Below are 21,604 nucleotides of genomic sequence, written 5' to 3'. Positions count from 1 at the left end.
GAGATAGCAGCCCGAATGAAGAACGGGCTGCCTTTTAAAATTAGTAGTTGGTAATCGTGTTCACCGTTGAGCGATCCAGCTTTTTGACCAACGCTTGCAAGAAGGCTTGGGCTTGTAGGAAATCGTCCATAGCATAGAGAGTTTGGTGGGAATGAATGTAGCGGGCACAGACACCAATGGTAGTAGACGGCACGCCACCGCTTTGGAGATGGGCAGCACCAGCATCCGTTCCGCCCTTGCCGCAGTAATATTGATACTTGATGCCTGCTTCCTCAGCAGTTGTCAAGAGGAAGTCTTTCATAGCTGGCAGCATGAGATGACCAGGGTCAAAGAAGCGAATCAGGGTTCCGTCACCGATGGCCCCTTGACCGCCATAGATGTCGCCCGCTGGTGAGCAATCTACAGCCAGGAAGACCTCAGGGGCAAATTTTGTCGTAGAAGCATGGGCACCACGCAGGCCAACCTCTTCTTGAACATTGGCACCGACAAAGAGTTGGCTGTCTAGTGGTTGACCAGACAAGGCTTGAGCTAATTCGCTGACCATAAGGACGCCGTAGCGATTATCCCAGGCTTTGGAGATGATGTTCTTGCCGTTAGCTGTGAGAATAGCAGAGCTGTCTGGCACGATCGTGTCTCCTGGACGGATGCCGTAGCTTTCGGCTTCTGCCTTATCCGCAAAGCCACCATCAAAGACAATATCTGCAATCTGTGGCATAACTGGTCCGCCAGATCCGCGCGTCAGATGAGGAGGGACAGAGCCTGAGATAAGAGGGATTTCCCGACCTTCACGGGTAAAGAGTTTGAAGCGTTGGCTGCTAACGACCAGCGGATTCCAGCCGCCGATTTCCACTACGCGGAAGGTCCCGTCAGTTTTGATCTCGCTGACCATAAAGCCAACCTCGTCCATGTGGGCCGCTACCAATACATGGGGAGCATTTTCAGCTTCTGCATGGCGTACCCCAAAGATACCGCCTAGGCCGTCGGTGACAACCTCATCGACATGGGGAGTGAGTTTTTCCCGCAGGTAACTGCGAACAGGTGCCTCGTGACCCGAAATAGCAGAAAGCTCTGTTACTTCCTTGATTTTTGAAAATAATGTTGTCATAAACTTACCTTCTTTCTGTCCCCTATTTTATCACTTTTTGCGGTAAATGAGTAGGGAAATCTTATAGCTTGTATGAATCAAGAGGACTGCCTATTCAAGAATCCAACTTCTCCCAGGAAAATCTGGAATATTGTTTGTCGCCTCTGCTCTTTTGTGTTAAAATATTCTACATGAAAGCTAAAAAAATCATTTTAACCACAACCGCCCTTTTGGGGGCTGGAGCGCTGGCTTTTGGAGCAGCCAAAGTCGTACAGGAGCAGAAACGACTGCGTAATCGGGAGGAAATCGTCGAGCTTGTGCGAGATTTCTTTTCCAGTCAGGGTACTATTTCCTGCCTTTATATCAAGCTCTACGAGTCCACAGATGAACGCTTGGTTGGTGGTCTGGTCCTAGAGGACGACCGTCATTTTGCCTTTGTCTATGAAAATGGTCAGCTAAGCTACGAGGAAGAAGCATGATTTTTCCTGTAAATATAGAGGAATTGGCCTCTTATGTCGATGATGCGGAGAAGACTGTCTTCTTTTTCACGGCTGACTGGTGCGGAGATTGCCGATTTATCAAACCTTTTCTGCCAGATATAGAAGCTGAAAATCTTGACTGTCGCTTTATCCAAGTGGACCGTGATGCCTATTTGGATCTGGCCAAAGAGTGGGACATTTACGGGATTCCCAGTTTAGTAGTGCTGGAAAAGGGACAGGAGATTGGCCGTCTGGTCAATCGTGACCGCAAGACCAAGGGCCAAATCAATGAATTTTTAGCTAGTATAAGAGAAAAAGGGAGCGTAAAATGATTTTTACCTATAATAAAGAATATGTCGGCGACGTGTTGATGATTATTGCTGCGGACAATCAAGGAGCTAAACTGGCAGCTGAGCGCAAAGGACGGGTAGCGCGTGTTTACCGCGAAGATAATGGCCAGACTGTTGCTTGGAATATTTTTGAGCAGTCAGACCTTTTTGAAATTGCAGAGTGCGGACAGGTCTTTTTGACAGATGAGCAAGTGGCTATTCTCAATCAGGAGCTGAGCAAGGAAGGATTCCCAGCGGACTTGGTCAATGACAGCCAGCCAAAATTTGTGGTTGGAGAAATTGTTGATATGGTAGCTCATCCAGATAGTGACCACCTGAATATCTGCCAAGTGCAGGTGGCTGCTGATAAGACCGTTCAAATCGTGGCCGGTGCTCCTAATGCCAAAGTCGGCCTCAAAACGATTGTGGCTCTGTCGGGTGCTATGATGCCGAAAGGGAATTTGATTTTTCCGGGAGAACTTCGAGGCGAAAAGAGTTTTGGGATGATGTGCAGCCCACGGGAACTTCAGTTACCTAATGCGCCTCAAAAACGCGGTATCATTGAATTAGCCGATAGTGAACTAGTTGGAACTGCCTTTGACCCAGCCAAACATTGGCAGGGATAAGGGAGAGGATTCAACATCATAAAAAGCTCAGAAATAGGTGAGGTATCCCATAGTAGCCGAGATATAAATAGAGCGAAACGATTTGTGTAGTCGTTTCGCTCTTTTTTTATAGTAATAAATTTAGCGTTATAAATCTATCTCATGCTAATGCTAGAGAAAATAAATGATTAACAGATGAAAAATCAATCTAACACAATGATGAGTATAATGAATCTGCTTCTTACTCATTTTTCTGTCATAGAAAAAACTTACCGAGGTCAAAATTAAAAGTATAGATATTAAAGTTTTCAGTAAAAAATTGAAGAAAAATAAATTCAGAAGAGTTAGGAAAAATAAAAATAAACTGACGATTAATGAGATTTTGGAGCTGCCCATCTTCTTTTTATAAGCAAAATAGGTTGAAAGTAATAAAAGAATGGAATAAACAAAAGCTATATAGTTCATTAGATATCCTCCGTAATCTAAAGTGATATGCCTTAACAATCACCACACTGTCTCAAAAGAAGACACTGTCGCTATTGTTTTGAGAGTCGGTTGTCGACTGAGGAGTGACAGTGGGGCTTTGACTCGGAGTGCTGTATTTGTATTGGTAGATAAGGCTGTTTAGGCTGTGGTCTTCCAATGCTTTGAGGCGCTTTCTCTTGAAAACAATACCGATAAGCTGGCTGTCAGGATAGGCATAAATTTTGTGGTGGGGATGGTTAAAGGCTGCAAAGTCATGGAAACCGTCCTCCATCCAAAGACTAATCTCGGATTCTTCACTGTCTCGGCTGTAGCGAGCATGACTAATCTGCTGCATAGGAATGCAGTAGGTGGCAGCTGATAAGAGTCCGCTATAATAGTAGGTTACATTTTCGTGGTCAAAGGAGAGGATAGTCGCATGAATGGTTAGCCTGCGAATAGCAAAGATAAGGAGCAGTGAGAAGAAAGCAGCAACCAGCAGACTAAGGACAAAGAAACTGGTGTCTTTGTAGGGGTTGGAGCTAGTCAGGTAGTCTACGGCAGCCAAGGCGGAAAAAACTCCGAACCACAGAGAAATCAGGATAAAAAGAATATTTTTCACAGGGGAATGTTTAATGGTCATCGGAGCCTCCATTATACAAGTCTAGTAGGAAAGGGGCAGAGACTGCAACTTTCCTTTTTATCTATACTATACCACATTTTTTTCACTTTTTGCCTCCTTTTACGAATGATAAGTTAGGAGGATATAAAATGTATAATAAAGTAATTGTCATCGGCCGGCTGACGGCTACGCCTGAACTGCACAAGACTGCCAATGAGAAGTCTGTGGCCCGTGCAACGGTCGCGGTCAATCGCCCTTATAAATCTCAGAGCGGTGAGCGTGAGGCGGATTTTGTAAATGTGGTTGTCTGGGGGCGCCTAGCTGAGACTTTAGCCAGCTATGCAAGCAAGGGCAGCTTGATTTCTCTGGATGGTGAGTTGCGGACTCGTCGCTATGAAAAAGAGGGGGCCACTCATTATGTGACAGAGGTGCTCTGTCATAGCTTCCAGCTCCTGGAAAGTCGGGCTCAGCGCGCTCTGCGTGAAAATAATAGTGGAGCTGATTTGGCAGATTTGGTGTTGGAAGAAGAGGAACTTCCCTTTTAAGCAAGAAGCAAAGACTGGGAAATGCCCCAGCTCTAAAAAAATCATTATTCAGTTTTGCAGGATGCAAGCTCTGTTTGACTGAAAGTCTCTTTCTATCAAGCTTTTTGAGGTTTAGTTATGATCGTCGAGGTGGGACCAAGAATCAAAAATCTATGATTTTTTAGATTCTCTCTCGCCTCTTTTATTATAGCTATTTCTGGAAAGATTTTGCTTTTTGGCGGCTTTGTAATATAATAATCCTATATGTTTCATAAAGGCGCTTGCGGCATAGGGGGTGAAAATGGTATCAGCTAAAGTCAAAAAACGGATACAGCATTATCAGAAAAAGGCTCTCTGGCCGCTTTTCATTCTGCTTATCTTGGGTTTGTTTTTTGTTTATTTCAAGGGCGTTCTGCCAGATGAGAAGCAGGTCAAGATTGGGGTGACCTACATGACCATGAACAATGACTTTTACAAGACCTTAAATGCGGAGCTGGAGAAGAAAACCAACCAGCAGGGCAGCAGGCTCTACGTTCGGGATCCTGAGCTGGATGAGGGCAAGCAGAGCCAGCAGATTGACTTTTTTGTCCGAGAAAAGGTTGATGTCATTGTCATCAATCCGGTAAAAAGCAATAGTCCAAGTATTATTTCCTCTCTTCAAAAGGCTAAGAAAGCTGGTATTAAAATCATCGTAGTGGATGCGCCTATCAGTCAGGATGTAAAAGTGGATACGACCATTGTGTCTGATAACTACCAAGCAGGCGTCCTGATTGCCCAGGACATGATGAAGCGCCTGCCTTCTGCTAATATCCTCCTTCTAGAGCACCGCAATGCCGTCTCTGCCATGGACCGGATTCAGGGATTTATTGATACGATTGAAAAACAGCCCAGCTACAAGATTATTTCCCAGAAAGAAACACTAGGCCAGACTGAGGAAACCATGCCACAGGTCAAAGGGACTCTAGACGAAGGTTTGGACTTTAATGTAGTTATGGCGCTTAATGACCGGGCAGCCATCGGGGCCTTGGCTGCTATTAAAAATCAAGGTCTTGATAAGAGAATTTCAATCTATGGCGTTGATGGTTCACCAGATATCAAAAACTTTCTGGCTACGACTAGCGAAATAGAGGGAACCGTAGCCCAATCGCCCATTGAGATGGGACGCAAGGTGGCGCAAGTAATTGAGCTGATGCAGGAGGGGAAATCCTACGACAGCCAATACCTGATTCCTGTTCATCTGGTTAATAGGGATAATATCAGTCAATACACAGTTACAGGGTGGCAATAATGAGACCTCAAAAAAGTATATTTTACAGCAAAATAGCCTTGATGGTCATCAATCTGGTTGCCATTGTCTATAATGCGTCCATCTATCTCTTTGCGACCAACTATGTAGCGGCTAAGGGCTTCAGTCACTCACTTTTGGAGCGTTTGGATGCTATTCCGGGATCTCCTAGCTTGATTTTCTGGGTATCAATTAGCCTCTATGGCAGTCTGCTTTTGGTCATGTACTATCGGGAGCGCCACCCCAATCAGCTGTCCGTCTATGACAAGGCGACTATTATTGAAATCCTGCTCATGCTAGTCATCTTTTCCGTCTTGCACTCGTCCTACAATGGCTTGATTCTCTTAGTGTTTGCGGATATTTTCTATGGCTCTAAGGAGTTCAATTCTTCCAAGGACAAGAAGTATTGGTTTTCTTTCATTATTTTGAGCTTTGGTATGCTGCTCTTGTCCAACTATGACCTCATGTCGCTCTTTATCAAACTGCCTTCTCTAGATACCTATATTCGGTTTTACCCAGAGTCCGTCCGGCTGTTACTGCTTTTTGGCAAGAACTTTCTCTACTCCCTCAATATTGTTGTCTTTATGATTTCCTTGCTCTTCTATATCTTGTCGGCTATTACGGAGCGTCATCGGATTGAGGAAGAGCTGCGCATGGCTTCTCAGGCCAATCGCGAGTTGAATTCTTACTTGGCCCTATCCGAAAAAATAGCGGAAGACCGAGAACGGAAGCGGATTGCCAGAGAGATTCATGATACATTGGGCCATGCCCTGACGGGAATTTCAGCGGGTATTGATGCGGTTAAGGTCTTGGTTGATATTGATACCAATCGGGCTAAGGAGCAGCTCAATAATGTCTCAGTTGTCGTTCGAGATGGTATCCGTGACGTCCGAGGCTCGCTCAATAAGATGCGGCCGGGAGCTCTGGAAAATAACACTTTGAAGGAAGCTCTGATTAAGATTATCCGTGAGTATGAAGCCATCTCCAACTTGGAGATTCATCTCCGCTACGAATGGGATAATATTGACTTGGATATTGCCAAGGAAGACATTGTCTTCCGGGTGATTCAGGAGTCTATTACCAACTCTGTCCGCCATGGGCATGCCAAGACTATCTGGATTGAGCTACTAGAGGAAGAAGAAGCTTATGTAATGACCATTCAGGATGATGGTGTTGGCTTTGATGAACTCCACTATGGCTATGGCCTCAAGCAGATGCAGGAGCGCCTAATGATTATTGGTGGAAGCGTCCGCTTTGAAAATCGGGACGGTTTCTACACGCATATCGAAATCCCCAAAATAGGAGGAAGACATGATTAAAGTTTTAATAGCAGATGATCAGGCCTTGATTCGTGAGTCTCTGCAAATCATCCTGTCAGCCCACGCTGATATTGAGGTTGTCGGGACAGTTGGAGACGGCAAGGAAGTGCTGGAAAAGCTTCATCGGGTGCGCCCAGATGTGATTTTGATGGACATTCGTATGCCAGTCATGGACGGTGTTCTCTGTACCAAGGCTGTCAAGGAGCAGTATACGGATGTTAAGATTATCATCCTGACGACCTTTGACGATGATGACTTTATCTTCTCGGCTCTCAAATACGGCGCGTCTGGCTATATTCTCAAAGGGGTTTCGACAGAAGAGCTTCACGAAGCCATTCAGACAGTCTATCGAGGCGGAGCTATGATCAATCCCAATATTGCCACCAAGGTCTTCAAAATTTTTTCACAGATGGCCCAGTCCAACTTTGCTATCACAGTGACGGAAGAAAATATAGAGGACATGAGCAGGACGGAGTGGAAGATTATTCAGCAGATTGGCTTTGGGATTTCCAATAAAGAAATTGCTGCCAAGCTCTTTCTATCAGAAGGGACAGTCCGAAATTACCTGTCAGGCATCCTAGCCAAGCTCAACTTGCGCGACAGAACCCAGCTGGCTATCTGGGCTGTGCAGACCGGAGTCACCCAGAGAGATTTTAGTAAGGAAAGTGACAAATGAAGTGGAGACTAAGACATTTGGCCCTGCTGGTTGTCCTGATCATATCTGTTGCTCTGGCTTTTGTCTTTTGGGCTTCTGCTCAGGAAAAAGTCCTGCGTATCGGTGTCTATGCTGGCTCTAGCTGGGATGTACCAAACAGCCGCGAAAACAAGGTCTTGGACAGCATGATTAAACAATTTGAAAAGACGCATCCTCATGTCAAGGTCGTCTACGAAAGCGGGATTCCTAAGGATGATTATGCTGACTGGCTGGCAGAGCAAGTCTTGAAAGGCGAGCAGCCAGATCTCTTTATGGTACCAGAAAACGACTTTAACATGTTGGCTTCGACTGGCGCGCTCAAATCCTTGGATACCCTCCTAACGGATGATGAACGAAAGGCTTTTTATCCGGTGGCTTATGAAGCTGGACAATATCAGGGAGTCAGCTATGCCCTTCCAGTTGAGAGCAATCCTATCATGATGTGTGTCAATAAAGACCTGCTTGAAAAAGAAGGAATTAGCATTCCTGAGTCAGGTTGGACCCTAGCGGATTTCTATGAGATTTGCAAGAAAGTAACCAAGGATACCAATGGCGATGGTGTGGTGGATCAGTACGGTATTACGGATTACACTTGGCAGCAGGCTCTGGTAGCTTACGGCGGCCATCTTACCGATAAATCCGGTATCAATGTAGACAGCTCAGAGATGCACCAAGCCTTGGCCTTTATGAGCAAGCTAGACATGCTCAGCCAGCATTATAAGGTGACTTCTAATGATTTTGATGAAGGGCGGGTAGCCTTCTATCCTATGAGTCTGGCCCAGTATCGGACCTACAAGCCTTACCCTTACCATGTTGCCAAGTATTCTAGCTTTTCTTGGACCTGTATCCCCATGCCGACAGCCAATAGCCAAGTGATGGGAACACAGGTTAAGACCTCGCTCTTTGCCATGTCTTCCAATACCAAGCAAGAGAAGCTGGCTTGGGAATTTATGCTCTTACTGTCACAGGATAAAGAAAGCCAGCAGGCCTTATTTGAAAAATCGCAGGGGACCTCAGTTTTAGCATCTGTGGTGAAAAGTAAACAGGCTAGAGAAATCTTACAGGCTGATGATTTTGGTTTGGATTCCTTGACTTCTGAGAGGCTAGACCACATGATGAATCGCTCCATCATTGACATTAGTCTGGAAGTAGACCGTCATACAATGGATCGGATGGACTATCTGATTCAAAATGCTATGCAGAATCAAGAGATTGATAGTGCCTTGCCGAGCATTCAAAGAGAAATAGAAAGCGGAAAATAACCTGCTTTCTTTTTTATTGCCAATTAAGTCAGAAAAAAGTACAACTGCCTAGACCAATATGACAAATGTCATATTTTTCCTAACAAATGTCATCTTTGCAAAATGACATTTGACAATATGAAATCGGTTACAAACCTTGTACAATAAAATCATCAATAAATCCTTCGTCATTTAAAGCCTGACTGGGCTAAGAAGTCGAAGGATAAAGGAGGCAGGAAAGATGAAATACCTTGTACTGGTCAGCCATGGGGGACTGGCTGCAGGCGTGCACAGTTCCTTGAAGATGTTTGCCGGAGACAAGACAGATCAGGTGATTGCGGTCGGTCTTCAGGAAGGCAAGTCAGTTGATGATTTTGCAGTTGATTTTACTCAGGCCTTGGCTGGCTTAAGCGCTGATGACAGTGTCTTAGTTCTGGCTGATATTGTAGGAGGCAGTCCTCTGACGACAGCAGCTAGCGTCTTAGCTGACATGGGTAAGCTCGACTCAGCAGTTATCTTAGGTGGCTTAAACTTGACCATGGGACTGACTGGCTTAGTTATGAAAGACATCTTAGACGGAAAAGAACTGGCTCAGGCTATCCTTTCCGAGGCCACAGCTGCTCTGCAGGAATTTGAAGTCGTAAGCGATGCAGCTGACGAAGATGAAGACGATATTTAGTGCTTCCGCCATACATTATAAAAGATAAAAGGAGATTTTAAAGATGACAGTATCATTTGTACGGATTGACGACCGCATGATCCACGGTCAAACAGTCACCCGCTGGGCTAAGGAATACCCTTGTGATGGCTTGATTGCAGTTAATAATGCAGCAGCAGGAAACAAGGTTTTGATTCAGGCCTACAAGGGAGCTTCTGACAAGAAGACTTTTGTTTGGACCAAGGAAGCCTTCAAGGAAAAATCAGGCAAGGTCACCGAGTCAGACAGTCGCTATTTCCTCATTACGAAAAATCCTGTAGATATGAAGGAAATCCTAGTGGACCAAGGTTTTGTACCTGGGGATGTTAAGGAAATTATCGTCGGTCCTGCTAATGACCGTCCGGGAGCTGTTAAGCTGGGCAACAACCAGTCCATCACACAAGAAGAAGCAGAAGCGATTGAGGCAATCGAAAAAGCTGGCTACAAAGTCAAATTCCAGCTCTTACCAGATGTTTCCATCGGTTACTGGAGCGATTTCAAGTCTAAATTTGGTTTTTAATTACAATAATGAAAAGGAGAGTCTATTATGACAATTTCTTGGCTGCAAGCCGCTTTGCTGGGTCTATTTGCTAGTTTAGCTTCTATGCCTGGTATGGGTGGTTCTAGTATTGGTAACTACACTCTGGGACGTCCTCTGGTCGGAGGTTTGATTAGCGGGTTGATTCTTGGAGATTTAAAAACAGGTATTATGGTTGGGGTAGCCCTTCAGGTCCTCTATATCGCTCTGGTAACACCAGGTGGAACAGTTTCCGCTGACGTGCGGGCGATCTCTTACATTGGGATTCCTCTCGCAATCTTGTTTGTTCACTCTAAAGGAATCACGTCTGAATCTGCTATCGCTGCAGCAGCTGCACCAATCGGAGCAGCAGTTGGTACTATCGGTACAGTTCTCTTCTATGGAACAGCCACTACAAACTTGCTTTGGCAGCACATTGGCTGGAAAGCTGTTGAAAAAGGCGAATTCAAAAAGCTTTACGCTGTTGACTGGGTCTATCCTTGGATTTCCCACTTTGTCTTCTCTTTCCTTCCAACCATGATTATCACGAAGTTTGGTCCCAATATGGTTGAACTGATGAAGACCCACCTGCCAATGGATGGCTTCATCATGAAATCCCTCTTTACAGTCGGAGCTCTTCTTCCATGTGTCGGTATTGCTATTCTTTTGAAACAAATCGTTACCAAGGCTGCTGACTTTATCCCATTCTTTGTGGGCTTCACTCTGGCGAAGTCACTTGGTCTTAATTTGGTTGCCAGTGCAGTTGTTTCATTGATTTTTGCAGTAATTTACTATGAATTGGAAGTAATCAAATCAGCTCGTGTGACCGCGCCGGCTGGTGGGGCTGACTTTGATGACGATGAGGAGGATATCTAAGATGGCTGAAAGAAAGAAAATAACTAAAAAGACTTTAGCGAAATCATTCCACCATTGGTACTATGGTCATTTGACTTGCTTCTCCCAAGAGCACATGCAGACTTTCGGCTACTTGACCTCTATGCTGCCAATCGTGGAAGAACTCTATAAAGACAAAGCACAGCAGAAAGAAGCTATGCAGACTTATACAGCTTTCTTCAACACAGAACCTCAGCTCGGAGCTTTGGTAGTGGGGATTACAGCTGGTTTGGAAGAAGCGCGTGCCAATGGTGATGCTGTTGATGGCGAAACCATCAATGGTATGCGTGCCGGTCTCATGGGACCTATTGCGGGTATCGGTGACTCTTTGGTGGTTGGAACTTTGATTCCGGTTCTGCTGGGGATTGCCCTTGGCCTCTCGAAAGGTGGAAATCCTATCGGGGCTCTCTTCTACATCCTTGTCTGGAATGTTCTCATCTATGGCGGTATGCGCTTTGCCTACTTCAAAGGCTATGAATTAGGGGACAAGGCGGTAGAATTCCTTGTAGGACCTAAAGGACAGGCCCTTCGTAAGGCAATCAGTGTCATTGGTGGTATGGTTATCGGGGCAGTTGCTGCAACTTGGGTATCTGTAACGACTTCATTAGAGCTGAAAAATGCTGATGGCGAAGCCTTCTTGAAGCTACAAGAAAAAATTGACGGTGTTTATCCAGGTCTCTTAACAGCTGGCTTTATCACTCTTTGCTGGTGGCTGATGGCCAAGAAAAAGGTATCACCAAACCTCGTTATGCTCCTCTTGGTTGTCATTGCTTTGATTGGTGTAGCGCTTGGCATCTTTGACCCTCAACTGAAATACTAATTCTCGCTCAATTTTAGGCTGGCAGTAAGTCCGATTTGCTGCTCGTCTAGTATAAATTTGTTTGAGCAGAGTAAAAGAAAGAACGGAGAAGATTATGACAGAACAAGAATTGATTCAAGGTTATGAAACAGAAATTCACTACCAGAAGCATATGATTGAAAATCTAGGACGCTGGTTCAGTCTCTTCTTTGCCATTGCCAGCATCGGTCTTGTTCTGATTTATCTCTTTCATGAGACCAATCTCCTAGCACTGATTGCAGGAATCGTCCTAGCTCTATTGGGGATTTTAGCCATGCTCGTATTTGGCTATGGCATCTATAGAGGGCGCCTAAATCTGCAAAAAGTGATTGATGATTTTGAAGTAAAACTACAACTTGCAAGATAGACATTCCCCTAAAGACAAGTCTGAGAGGATTTTAGCTCGGACTTGTTTTTTTCTTTGACTTTAGGAGGCAGTGAAGAAAAAAATAAAATTTTTCTTTCATCTAGCCGGTTTTTTTCTTGACTATTTCTGACCAAGTGATAAAATAATAACTATAGATTAGCACTCGATAGTTTAGAGTGCTAAAAATTCAATCTTTGGAGGAAAACCATGTTAAAACCATTAGGAGACCGTGTGGTCCTAAAAGTAGAAGAAAAAGAGCAGAAAGTTGGCGGATTTGTCATTGCAGGCAACGGCCAAGCAGCGACTAAGACAGCAGAAGTTGTAGCAGTCGGCCAGGGGATTCGTACCTTGAACGGTGAGCTGGTAGCCCTGAGTGTCAAAGAAGGTGACAAAGTTCTGGTAGAAAGTCATGCAGGCGTGGAAGTCAAGGACGGAGATGAAGCTTATCTCTTAGTCAGTGAAGCCAATATTTTAGCAGTTGTCGAGTAAGATTAGAAGAGAGGAATAATAAAATGGCAAAAGATATTAAATTTTCAGCAGATGCAAGAAGCAGCATGGTTCGTGGAGTTGACATCTTGGCAAATACTGTCAAGGTGACTTTGGGTCCTAAAGGCCGCAATGTCGTTTTAGAAAAATCCTTTGGTTCACCCCTTATCACCAATGACGGTGTAACCATTGCCAAGGAAATCGAACTGGAAGACCATTTTGAAAACATGGGCGCTAAGCTGGTGTCAGAAGTAGCTTCAAAGACCAACGATATCGCTGGTGACGGAACAACAACAGCAACTGTTTTGACACAGGCTATCGTTCGCGAGGGAATTAAAAATGTTACAGCTGGTGCTAATCCAATCGGTATCCGCCGCGGGATTGAAGCAGCCGTTGCAACAGCTGTTGAAGCCCTGAAATCTAACTCAGTGCCAGTTTCTAACAAGGAAGCTATTGCTCAGGTTGCTGCCGTTTCTTCTCGCAGCGAAAAAGTCGGTGAGTACATTTCTGAAGCTATGGAAAAAGTTGGCAATGACGGTGTTATTACCATCGAAGAGTCCAAAGGGATGGAAACCGAGCTGGATGTAGTTGAGGGGATGCAGTTTGACCGCGGCTACTTGTCTCAGTACATGGTAACCGACAATGAAAAAATGGTAGCCGAACTGGACAATCCTTACATCTTGATTACTGACAAGAAAATTTCTAACATTCAAGAGATTCTGCCATTATTGGAAAATATCTTGAAAACCAACCGTCCGCTTTTGATTGTTGCAGATGATGTGGACGGTGAAGCTCTGCCAACGCTGGTTCTTAACAAGATTCGTGGAACCTTTAATGTCGTAGCTGTCAAGGCACCAGGCTTTGGCGATCGTCGTAAGGCTATGTTGGAAGACATTGCTATCTTGACGGGCGGTACAGTGATTACAGATGACCTTGGTCTAGAGCTCAAAGACGCTACGATTGAAGCGCTTGGACAAGCTTCTAAAGTCACTGTTGATAAGGACAGCACTGTGATTGTGGAAGGTTCTGGCAATCCTGAAGTCATTGCTAACCGTGTGGCAGTCATTAAGTCACAGATTGAAAGCAGCACTTCTGAGTTTGACCGTGAAAAACTGCAAGAGCGTCTGGCTAAATTGTCCGGTGGTGTAGCTGTGATTAAGGTCGGAGCTGCCACAGAAACAGAACTCAAAGAAATGAAACTCCGCATCGAAGATGCCCTTAATGCAACTCGTGCAGCGGTAGAAGAAGGAATCGTATCCGGTGGTGGTACGGCTTATATCAACGTACTGGACGCTGTCGCTGGTCTTGAGTTGGCAGGGGATGAAGGGACTGGACGTAACATCGTTCTTCGCGCCTTGGAAGAGCCTGTTCGTCAAATCGCTCTGAATGCAGGCTTTGAAGGCTCAATCGTCATTGATCGTCTGAAAAACTCTGAAGATGGTACAGGTTTCAATGCAGCGACTGGCGAATGGGTTAACATGATTGAGGCAGGAATCATTGACCCAGTTAAGGTGACCCGTTCAGCCTTGCAAAATGCCGCTTCTGTTGCCAGCCTTATCTTGACAACCGAAGCAGTAGTGGCTAATCAACCAGAACCAGCAAGCCCAGCTCCAGCTATGGATCCAGGCATGATGGGCGGTATGATGTAGAAAAATAGTAGGATTATATATTCGTATAAATTAGATATAATCTTTAGCTTATATTTACCAAACAAAAAACTGAGCAGATTTGTTCAGTTTTTTTGATTATAACAAGTCTTGTCCGAAGCTTTCATACTTATGTTTATTGTCAAAATATATTTATATATATGATTAATTTTGTAGTCATATTATCAATGTTTGTTCATTTATTAGGTTGTCAAATATTACAATTTTGTTTCAAAGAATACAAAAAAGTGACGAATGAAACTGTTTCCAACTCCTATATGACAAGGTTTTTGGAGAAATAAACTGGTTTACAACCTGTGTACCAAACCGGAACCGGTTAAGGTAATTAGTTGACTTAAGGTCAATCGTATGCTAGTCTAATATATGTAGTAAATTGGAAATGTAAAGAAATCTTAATGTTTTTTACATGTTCAGTAAAAAGGAAAAAAGGAAAAATGGAGGGATTATTTATGAAAAAAATATCTCATACTATTGCGCGCTTTTTCTCAGTAGCCTTTGTGCTTCTCTTTAGCCTGTTTTCTAGCAGTCAATCTGCCAGAGCCAACACGGTAGACGATGTTATCACGTCAGTAAATGTTTACAATCAAAAGGGTGAAGAATTGACTGATGGCCTCTCCCCTTGGGAAAAATTCCAAATTGACGCAAATTTTGCCTTCAATTATGGTAAGGTTCAGCCAGGAGATACTACGACCATTGGACTTCCTGCTGAGTTTGCCTTGGAGGGAGCTGATTTTGAAGTCAAAGATGATGACGGAAATCTCGTAGCGACAGCTGTGGTTGATGCAAGCTCTAAACAGCTTACACTGACTTATACAGACTATGTCCTGACTCGCTCTTATATTGAAGGGAAAGTTCATCTCTTGGCTCGCGTTGATCATACAGTAGCCAGAGATAAAGGCTCAATCCCTCTGAAACTTATCGTTGGCAAGAAGATTGTCGAATATGGAAAAATTGACTACAAAGGTCTTCCTGGCCAAGCAACTCCTTATACTTTCATAAAATATGGCTGGAATAATGCGGATAATATCAAGAGCATTACTTACAGTCTGAATATCAACCAACAAAATCAAGAACTGGATAATGTTGTTATTTCAGATACTCTGGGCTTTAATACCGGAGAAATTGATCTTAACAGCTTCCAAATTCTTAAAGGTTCATGGGTTGTTGACCCAGCTGATAACTCTTATCGGCTAAGTCAGCAACGCGAGGATGTGACAGCAAATTATACGATTAATCTTGCTGCTGACAAGCGTTCCTTTACCATTAACATGGGGCATATCGGTGCCAATGAAGGCTTCTATGTTCGCTATCGTGTTAACTTCCCTACAGTTCCGGCTGATGGAACAGTCTTCCCGAACGAAGCAATTATGCGAGCAGATAATATTGAAGAGCAAAAATCATCAGTTGCTGTCCGCTACCAACGTGCGAACGGCTATGCACATGGGGATGTCTATGGTGTGCAGGTGACTAAGAAAGATGAAGCTGGTAAAGCCTTAGCAGGTGCTGAATTCACATTGTACGATGAAGATGGTGTGACAATTGTTCAAAAAGCAACTAGCGATGCTAACGGGATTGCTTCTTTCAGCAACTTGATTAAGGAGCATTATCTGATTAAGGAAACCAAGGCACCAGAAGGTTACCAACTGTCAGATGAAGAGATTCAGGTCAATGCGGCTCAGCTCAAAAATTATGGTTCTGGTATTATTTACAAAGATTTTACCAACCGTAAGGCATTGGTTACCGCTTCAGGTACCAAGACTTGGAATGATGACAACGATAAAGATGGCAAACGTCCAGACAAGATTACCGTTCGTCTCTATGCTAATGGTGTTGAAGTCGATCATAAAGAAGTTGGTCCGAATGATAAGGGTGAGTGGAAATATGAGTTCACTGACTTGCCAGCGACTGGTGAAGATGGAAAAGATATTGTCTACTCAGTTACTGAAGATCGTGTTTATGGTTATACAGCTACTGTTGATGGTATGAACATTACCAATACACCAGTTCCAGGAGTTCCGCAACCGCCGAAACCTAGCTCGGACAATAGCTCTAAGAGCAGCAGTAGTAGTTCTAGCTCTAGCTCAAGTAGCAGTAGCACGACTTCTAGCTCAAGCAGCACTACAGGAAGCACTGTTGTGATCATCGAATCAGATAATGGTACTGGCGGAGGAAATGCTTCTAATGTTGGAACCAAGAAAGTTCTCCCTAAAGCGGGTGAAAGTGCTAGCTGGATCATGATTGCTGCTGGAGTAGCTCTAGTAGGCTTGGTAGGCCTCATTGTCTTCCGTGCGAAGAAAAAATAAATTTTATCTCTGTTCCTTTTAGGGACAGAGATTTTTTGCTCCAAACCCGGATTAGCTGTAGTCGTTTTTAGAAAGTAGAAATAAAAATGCTTTTTTACAATCAGTCACTATCTTGTATCCTTTTGTTAATCCAGACTGTGATGTTCCGTAATATAGGTGTTTTAAAATAAAAAGCAACTAAGATGTTTCTTAGAACAAATTAGTTGCTCAGAACTACGGGGAAGGCCGCTTGGATATGCAAGCGTGAGGCACATCAAAACTTGATATATATAATCTTTCTTAATTCCTAAACCCAAAAAATTATAAGACATCCTTAGGAATATGCTCGGTGTGCAACCATCTTTATCAGGTTTTCGTCAAACATATTTTGCTTTAGTCTTCTCTCGTAGTTTTTTCTATGCGATCCCCCTTCTGTTTGTGCCTAAAGGAAGGGGATTTTTTTGTTGAAAATCTACTTTGAATTTAAGATGATGATTGAGCTGGAAAAAACGAGATTAAATAAGCAAAAAAGCCTTGATTATCAAGACTTTTTTGCTCTATTTCTATGCCCCCTGCATGCCTTGGATTTTGTAGGGTAATTTTGCAAAAGTTGATAGAACAGTATTTTAGGCTTATTAAAGTGTAATAAAATGTGATAAAAGAGGTTGGAAAATAGAAAGAAGTCGGTCAAAAATCGGACAGAAGGTATTTCAGAGGAGAAATATCCTTTTTATGCCGAAGGAAAGTCCCTTTTATGCCATGAGAGGGCATGAAATAAGGAAAAAGTAAGGCTAGATATGCTTAACAGTCATTTAAAAGGATTACAAAATAGAGCATTATCTTGGAATAATTTTAAATTTTTAACAACTAAAGCAATACTTAAGAAAAAAGTAAAAATAGATATAGATCCAGTACAATATTTTTCTAAGTAACTAGTAGTTACAAATAAGTTGAATACACTAGCTAGGAACAAGAAAAGTGTGAAAATAATTATTTTAATATTCAATAATAGTTTGTGGCAAGATAGTTTGATCACTTTTCCATAAGTTAAATATGTTATACCACAAAAAAACCATAGAGCGAAAAACAGCAAATTATAAATGCGGATTTGTTTAGGAATAATCGTGTAGTAGCCGCCCCAGATAAATTGTCCAAAAGGTGCTCCTAGAAATAAAGCATAGTGTAAAGCGGCATTTATAAAAAAATTTATTGAGCATAGTAAAGAGAGTATTTTAGTCATTTATTTGTCCTCCTTTAATAACTGACAATGGTAAAAAAATCCTTATTATTATATAATGAAGTCATAGAGTATAATTTAAAACGTGTAACTACTAATTGTAACAATTATAATAATTTCGATATACACGGTATTCTGAAATTCTAATACAAAGTATTTAAGAAGTCAATAGAAGAGGTAATAAGTGTCATATTCAAATGCTTTTTTTCAAGCAATAGAAATAGTTATTTTTATTAGTTTAGCATCTCAGAAGGATAATAGAAAGTATATTTCGGTGAAATTAATTTCTGAAAGTTTAGGATTTTCTTATTCTACAACTGTAAAAATTATTGATAAATTAAAATCTGAAAATTTAATTATTACGAAAGAAGGAATTAATGGGGGTATTTCAGTTGTAAGGAGCTTATCTGAGATTACTATGTTAGACATTTTTGAAGCAATTGAAAAAAATAATCCATTGTTTAAAATACAATATAATACTAGTTTGCTTGGGAACCCTATTAAGAGGATTGAGAACAATATTAGAAATAGATTAACTGATTCAGAGAAAATGTTGAGAGTATTTCTATCTCAAGTTTTTGTACAGGATCTAGTAGGGGAAGAGAGTCAAAAGATAATTTGTAACGAAAATGTAACTTTAGCTAATAATTTGAATAGGTGAGTAAGTGAGTGCGCTTATTTGCCTATTTTATTTTACTTTATATGAATTTACATTTATAATTTTCCTTAGAAATTATACATAAACATATATATTAATGAAATAAAGTGTTGACAACTAATCATAAAAGGTATATAGTTTGAGTAGAATTATAATTTTATAGGAGGATATATGACTACTATTGAAAATGCATACCCTTTAAGTGAGTTGCAAAAAGGCATGGTTTTTTATACGGAAAAAGAAGATGGACTCTATCATGATGTTTTTATATATTCTTTTTCGGGGGAATATGATTTTAATTTGATTAAAAAAGCTTTTCAAATATTGATGGATGAAAATCCAGTGTTGAGAACTTCGTTTAGGATAGGAGATTTATCAGAGCCTATCCAATTGGTGCATAAAAAAGCTGAAGTATCAATAACAGAATTTATAAATTTTGAGGATAAGTTGTTAGAAAACGATATTAATGATTACGTATCTGAGAGACAACATCTATCATTTGAATGGGAGCTTCCCCCTTTGTGGCAAGTAGGGGTATTTAAAAATCAAAACAATGATAAGTTTAGTATTTGTTTGGATTTTCATCACTCTATTTTAGACGGGTGGAGTGTAGCGACGCTTATGCAGACGTTTTGCGAATATTATTTTAAAGAGCTAAATGGAGAAGCGCATAATATATTAATTGAGGAGGATAATAACAAAGGAACTTATGCAGATTTTATTAAATTGGAGAGATCTGCTAGTGATGATAAAATTCATCAAAAATTTTGGGAAAATGAAGTTAAAAAGAGTAATTTAGTGTCACCTTACGGGGTAACTCAAAGCAAGAATACTAATATTAAAATTTATGACAAATCAAGAAATCTTAATAGTGATGATACTGTCTCTTTATATCAATTGAGCAATCGGTTAAAAGTTCCGTTGAAAAATATTTGTTTGAGTGTACATCTAAAAGTGTTGTCAATGCTTTCCAATGAAAAAAAGATTACTACAGGTATTGTGGCAAATGGCCGGCCAGAGATAGGGGGAGAGTCTACTTTGGGGTTGTTTTTGAATACACTTCCGTTCACAGTAAAAATCCCAGATTCTAAAAATTGGTCAGACTTTATTTTAAGTAATTTTGAAAAAGAAAAAGAAATTCTGCCATATAGGCGCTATCCTCTTTCTAAAATGTTGAGCGACAACAATAAAGATGCAATATTCTACACAGCTTTTAATTATGTTGATTTTCATGCTTATAAATCTGACACACTGAATAATAGATTCTTTTCGCTTTATGATCTTAAGGTGACAGAAAAAACGAATTTTTCTTTTTCAGCTCAATTTGTTAATAACTCCTTAGAAAATAAGTTAGGCATCACAATTACATACAATTCGGAACAATTCAGTAATGAACAAATTGACGAGGCTTTAGATTTATATCTAGCGACTTTTAAAATTGTTTTGAATTATTTGGACCACCCAGTAAGCGATAATCGTCTAATTCTTTTGGAAGATTCAAAGTGGTATGCTGAATTGGTAGGGGATAGAGATGATAATGATTTAGTATCAATTTTAGAAAGATTTGAATATATCGTTCAAAATCATGGAGAAAAAGTAGCGATAAAGGAAGAAAGTCAGTCTTATACCTACAGTCAACTTGATAAGCATTCTAATTTTCTTGCGTATTTATTACAAAATAAAATGCTGTTAAATAAGCAAAGTAAGGTAGGTGTATATTTAGATAGGAGTTTTGAATTAATTAGTTCAATACTAGCTATTTGGAAGTTAGGTGCAGTGTATGTTCCGATAGATAGAAAGTTTCCAATTAAACGTATTGAGCATATTATTAATGATTCCTCAATAGACTGTATAATAGCTAGGGATGAAAAAGATATTGAAAATTTACCAAGCAATACCCCAGTAGTTAGCTTAGATGTACTAAAAGAAGATGAACCAGCAATTGAACGAAAGATTACTTCAAAAATTGTTGAACAAAATGATATTGCATATATCATATATACATCTGGTACAACCGGTGTTCCAAAAGGGGTATGCATTTCTCATCAAGGTATATCGAATTTAATAAAAAATTATGATTATTTTGCTGATGATAAAGTGTTAATGACTTTTAATATTGCTTTTGATGGTTGCCTTTTTGATATCTTGATTTCTCTTTCAAGCGGATCTTGTCTGTGCGTACCATTAACTCAAAGTTTATTGGCTGAAAATTTAAAGAGTAATATTGAGTACTATGGTATTTCTGTTTTAACCACGACTCCTTCTATCCTTTCGAGTGTAAAGCCGCAAGAATTTAAAACATTGAGAATGGTCAGTGTAGCTGGAGAAAAATGCCCTTTTAATTTAGCAAAAAATTGGTCGAAATTTTATGAATTTAGAAATTTATATGGTCCATCAGAGGGGACTATCAGTACATCGGAATTCAATTTTTCTTCTAAGATAGATATTGATGAGCCTTTTGAAATTCCAATTGGGAAACCGATTAACAATATTGCTATAACAATCGTTGATAATTTACTACAACCTCTTCCCAAGAATGTAATTGGTGAGATAGCAATATCAGGACAAAACTTGGCTTTAGGATATACCTCACAGAAAGAGACTGATAAAAAGTTTAAGACTTTCTTAACTTGTTCTAAGCAATCTCGGGAAAAAAGAGTTTATCTAAGCGGAGATAAAGGGAAGATTACAGGGGCAAATATCGTATATTTTTATGGTAGGGTGGACAGCCAGATTAAGATAAATGGAATTAGGATAGAAGTTTCAGAAATCAAAAATATTTTAGAAAAATTTCCTAATGTGGAGACAGCTCATATTATAAAAGGCGAAAAAGGAAGTAGAGAATATATATCAGCTTATCTAGTATTAGAAAATAAGCAATTAGATTTTGAAGAAAATTTAGTAGATAAACTAATTGATTTTCTAAAACAATACTTACCTCTTTATATGGTTCCAGAAGAGTTCTATATTTTAGAGGAGACACCGACTAACGACAATGGCAAACTAAGTATTCATGAACTAGATAAAAATGCTATAAAATTACATAAAAGCAACCAAAAGATGACTCTTCCTCGAAATGAGACGGAGCAATATGTATTTGATACTTTGTGTCAACTTTTAGGATCAAGTGGCATGAGTATCTATAGTAACATTTTTGAAATGGGCTGTAATTCTCTAACAGTTTTAGAATTAACTAAAAAAATTAACTTAAAGTATTCTATCCAATTGTCGATTCAGAAAATTTTTGAAAATCCAACTATTGAGAAGATTGCTATTGAAATATTAAAACAATTAATTATAGAAAGATCTTAAAATTT

General features: G+C 40.8%; 21 protein-coding genes. 18 read left to right on the top strand and 3 right to left on the bottom strand.

Annotated features, from left to right (window positions below):
* Positions 1-40: 40 nt before the first annotated feature.
* Positions 41-1,105, bottom strand: a complete 1,065-nt coding sequence (gene pepA, locus MK370_RS00545) for a glutamyl aminopeptidase (RefSeq protein ID WP_048771982.1) — start codon at positions 1,103-1,105, stop codon at positions 41-43.
* 170 nt (positions 1,106-1,275) lie between these two features.
* Between pepA and MK370_RS00540 the strand changes: the two genes are divergently transcribed.
* The 3 genes from MK370_RS00540 to ytpR are packed head-to-tail and all read left to right on the top strand — an operon-like array spanning position 1,276 to position 2,518.
* Positions 1,276-1,563 (top strand): DUF4651 domain-containing protein, encoded by a 288-nt coding sequence (locus MK370_RS00540; RefSeq protein WP_048772530.1) that lies wholly within the window; start codon positions 1,276-1,278, stop codon positions 1,561-1,563.
* A complete protein-coding gene (locus tag MK370_RS00535; protein WP_268683742.1) occupies positions 1,560-1,895 on the top strand; it encodes a thioredoxin family protein in 336 nt (111 codons plus the stop codon). The genes MK370_RS00540 and MK370_RS00535 overlap by 4 nt, the downstream gene beginning before the upstream one ends.
* Positions 1,892-2,518, top strand: coding sequence for a YtpR family tRNA-binding protein (ytpR, locus tag MK370_RS00530; protein ID WP_223311943.1), 627 nt, complete (start codon positions 1,892-1,894; stop codon positions 2,516-2,518). The genes MK370_RS00535 and ytpR overlap by 4 nt, the downstream gene beginning before the upstream one ends.
* A gap of 496 nt (positions 2,519-3,014) precedes the next feature.
* Here ytpR and MK370_RS00525 read toward each other — a convergent pair whose 3' ends face one another.
* Positions 3,015-3,602, bottom strand: a complete 588-nt coding sequence (locus MK370_RS00525) for a hypothetical protein (RefSeq protein WP_268683741.1) — start codon at positions 3,600-3,602, stop codon at positions 3,015-3,017.
* A gap of 128 nt (positions 3,603-3,730) precedes the next feature.
* On the opposite strand from MK370_RS00525, the gene MK370_RS00520 reads away from it, so the two are divergent.
* The 13 genes from MK370_RS00520 (at position 3,731) to MK370_RS00460 (ending at position 16,413) form a co-directional block, all read left to right on the top strand.
* Positions 3,731-4,126, top strand: coding sequence for a single-stranded DNA-binding protein (locus MK370_RS00520; protein ID WP_002928959.1), 396 nt, complete (start codon positions 3,731-3,733; stop codon positions 4,124-4,126).
* A 280-nt stretch (positions 4,127-4,406) separates the two neighbouring features.
* Entirely contained in the window at positions 4,407-5,393 is a 987-nt protein-coding gene (locus MK370_RS00515) for a substrate-binding domain-containing protein (protein WP_268683740.1), read from the top strand.
* Positions 5,393-6,709 carry a sensor histidine kinase gene (locus tag MK370_RS00510; RefSeq protein WP_002898587.1) on the top strand — a complete coding sequence of 439 codons (1,317 nt, stop codon included), beginning with the start codon at positions 5,393-5,395 and terminating at the stop codon, positions 6,707-6,709. Before MK370_RS00515 ends, MK370_RS00510 begins: the two co-directional genes overlap by 1 nt.
* The gene (locus MK370_RS00505; RefSeq protein ID WP_268683739.1) at positions 6,702-7,385 is read left to right on the top strand and encodes a response regulator transcription factor; all 684 of its coding nucleotides are present in this window, start codon (positions 6,702-6,704) and stop codon (positions 7,383-7,385) included. The genes MK370_RS00510 and MK370_RS00505 overlap by 8 nt, the downstream gene beginning before the upstream one ends.
* On the top strand, positions 7,382-8,665 hold the full coding sequence (locus MK370_RS00500; protein ID WP_268683738.1) for an ABC transporter substrate-binding protein: 1,284 nt from the start codon (positions 7,382-7,384) through the stop codon (positions 8,663-8,665). The genes MK370_RS00505 and MK370_RS00500 overlap by 4 nt, the downstream gene beginning before the upstream one ends.
* Before the next feature lie 220 nt (positions 8,666-8,885).
* Positions 8,886-9,323 (top strand): PTS sugar transporter subunit IIA, encoded by a 438-nt coding sequence (locus tag MK370_RS00495; protein WP_268683737.1) that lies wholly within the window; start codon positions 8,886-8,888, stop codon positions 9,321-9,323.
* 43 nt (positions 9,324-9,366) lie between these two features.
* Positions 9,367-9,861 carry a PTS system mannose/fructose/N-acetylgalactosamine-transporter subunit IIB gene (locus tag MK370_RS00490; RefSeq protein ID WP_002896729.1) on the top strand — a complete coding sequence of 165 codons (495 nt, stop codon included), beginning with the start codon at positions 9,367-9,369 and terminating at the stop codon, positions 9,859-9,861.
* Positions 9,862-9,888: 27 nt separating this feature from the next.
* Positions 9,889-10,734 carry a PTS mannose/fructose/sorbose/N-acetylgalactosamine transporter subunit IIC gene (locus tag MK370_RS00485; protein ID WP_002896728.1) on the top strand — a complete coding sequence of 282 codons (846 nt, stop codon included), beginning with the start codon at positions 9,889-9,891 and terminating at the stop codon, positions 10,732-10,734.
* Positions 10,718-11,572, top strand: coding sequence for a PTS system mannose/fructose/sorbose family transporter subunit IID (locus MK370_RS00480; RefSeq protein WP_268683771.1), 855 nt, complete (start codon positions 10,718-10,720; stop codon positions 11,570-11,572). The genes MK370_RS00485 and MK370_RS00480 overlap by 17 nt, the downstream gene beginning before the upstream one ends.
* Positions 11,573-11,666: 94 nt before the next feature.
* Positions 11,667-11,957: a DUF202 domain-containing protein gene (locus tag MK370_RS00475; RefSeq protein ID WP_268683736.1), complete on the top strand. Its 291-nt coding sequence runs from the start codon at positions 11,667-11,669 to the stop codon at positions 11,955-11,957.
* 207 nt (positions 11,958-12,164) lie between these two features.
* Positions 12,165-12,446, top strand: coding sequence for a co-chaperone GroES (gene groES, locus MK370_RS00470; RefSeq protein WP_002919847.1), 282 nt, complete (start codon positions 12,165-12,167; stop codon positions 12,444-12,446).
* Between the two features lie 23 nt (positions 12,447-12,469).
* Positions 12,470-14,092 carry a chaperonin GroEL gene (groL, locus tag MK370_RS00465; protein ID WP_268683735.1) on the top strand — a complete coding sequence of 541 codons (1,623 nt, stop codon included), beginning with the start codon at positions 12,470-12,472 and terminating at the stop codon, positions 14,090-14,092.
* A gap of 467 nt (positions 14,093-14,559) precedes the next feature.
* Positions 14,560-16,413 (top strand): Cna B-type domain-containing protein, encoded by a 1,854-nt coding sequence (locus MK370_RS00460; protein WP_268683734.1) that lies wholly within the window; start codon positions 14,560-14,562, stop codon positions 16,411-16,413.
* 787 nt (positions 16,414-17,200) lie between these two features.
* On the opposite strand, the gene MK370_RS00455 is transcribed toward MK370_RS00460, so the two are convergent.
* Positions 17,201-17,632: a hypothetical protein gene (locus MK370_RS00455; RefSeq protein WP_268683733.1), complete on the bottom strand. Its 432-nt coding sequence runs from the start codon at positions 17,630-17,632 to the stop codon at positions 17,201-17,203.
* Between the two features lie 181 nt (positions 17,633-17,813).
* On the opposite strand from MK370_RS00455, the gene MK370_RS00450 reads away from it, so the two are divergent.
* Both MK370_RS00450 and MK370_RS00445 read left to right on the top strand, forming a co-directional pair.
* Positions 17,814-18,290 (top strand): RrF2 family transcriptional regulator, encoded by a 477-nt coding sequence (locus tag MK370_RS00450; RefSeq protein ID WP_268683732.1) that lies wholly within the window; start codon positions 17,814-17,816, stop codon positions 18,288-18,290.
* Positions 18,291-18,458: 168 nt separating this feature from the next.
* Positions 18,459-21,599: a non-ribosomal peptide synthetase gene (locus MK370_RS00445; RefSeq protein ID WP_268683731.1), complete on the top strand. Its 3,141-nt coding sequence runs from the start codon at positions 18,459-18,461 to the stop codon at positions 21,597-21,599.
* Positions 21,600-21,604 lie beyond the last annotated feature (5 nt).

The organism is Streptococcus sanguinis, from assembly GCF_026781265.1.
Classification (GTDB): Bacteria; Bacillota; Bacilli; order Lactobacillales; family Streptococcaceae; genus Streptococcus; species Streptococcus sanguinis_T.
The sequence above is the reverse complement of the archived record's forward strand: the minus strand, read 5'-3'. Positions and strand labels throughout refer to the sequence as shown.

Coding starts and splice junctions, on each gene's coding strand:
- MK370_RS00520 (WP_002928959.1), top strand. CDS start 3,731: ATGTATAATAAAGTAATTGTCATCGGCCGGCTGACGGCTACGCCTGAA.
- pepA (WP_048771982.1), bottom strand. CDS start 1,105: ATGACAACATTATTTTCAAAAATCAAGGAAGTAACAGAGCTTTCTGCT.
- MK370_RS00540 (WP_048772530.1), top strand. CDS start 1,276: ATGAAAGCTAAAAAAATCATTTTAACCACAACCGCCCTTTTGGGGGCT.
- MK370_RS00510 (WP_002898587.1), top strand. CDS start 5,393: ATGAGACCTCAAAAAAGTATATTTTACAGCAAAATAGCCTTGATGGTC.
- MK370_RS00505 (WP_268683739.1), top strand. CDS start 6,702: ATGATTAAAGTTTTAATAGCAGATGATCAGGCCTTGATTCGTGAGTCT.
- MK370_RS00525 (WP_268683741.1), bottom strand. CDS start 3,602: ATGACCATTAAACATTCCCCTGTGAAAAATATTCTTTTTATCCTGATT.
- MK370_RS00460 (WP_268683734.1), top strand. CDS start 14,560: ATGAAAAAAATATCTCATACTATTGCGCGCTTTTTCTCAGTAGCCTTT.
- MK370_RS00475 (WP_268683736.1), top strand. CDS start 11,667: ATGACAGAACAAGAATTGATTCAAGGTTATGAAACAGAAATTCACTAC.
- MK370_RS00485 (WP_002896728.1), top strand. CDS start 9,889: ATGACAATTTCTTGGCTGCAAGCCGCTTTGCTGGGTCTATTTGCTAGT.
- MK370_RS00515 (WP_268683740.1), top strand. CDS start 4,407: ATGGTATCAGCTAAAGTCAAAAAACGGATACAGCATTATCAGAAAAAG.
- MK370_RS00495 (WP_268683737.1), top strand. CDS start 8,886: ATGAAATACCTTGTACTGGTCAGCCATGGGGGACTGGCTGCAGGCGTG.
- MK370_RS00500 (WP_268683738.1), top strand. CDS start 7,382: ATGAAGTGGAGACTAAGACATTTGGCCCTGCTGGTTGTCCTGATCATA.
- MK370_RS00445 (WP_268683731.1), top strand. CDS start 18,459: ATGACTACTATTGAAAATGCATACCCTTTAAGTGAGTTGCAAAAAGGC.
- groES (WP_002919847.1), top strand. CDS start 12,165: ATGTTAAAACCATTAGGAGACCGTGTGGTCCTAAAAGTAGAAGAAAAA.
- MK370_RS00535 (WP_268683742.1), top strand. CDS start 1,560: ATGATTTTTCCTGTAAATATAGAGGAATTGGCCTCTTATGTCGATGAT.
- MK370_RS00480 (WP_268683771.1), top strand. CDS start 10,718: ATGAGGAGGATATCTAAGATGGCTGAAAGAAAGAAAATAACTAAAAAG.
- MK370_RS00490 (WP_002896729.1), top strand. CDS start 9,367: ATGACAGTATCATTTGTACGGATTGACGACCGCATGATCCACGGTCAA.
- ytpR (WP_223311943.1), top strand. CDS start 1,892: ATGATTTTTACCTATAATAAAGAATATGTCGGCGACGTGTTGATGATT.
- groL (WP_268683735.1), top strand. CDS start 12,470: ATGGCAAAAGATATTAAATTTTCAGCAGATGCAAGAAGCAGCATGGTT.
- MK370_RS00455 (WP_268683733.1), bottom strand. CDS start 17,632: ATGACTAAAATACTCTCTTTACTATGCTCAATAAATTTTTTTATAAAT.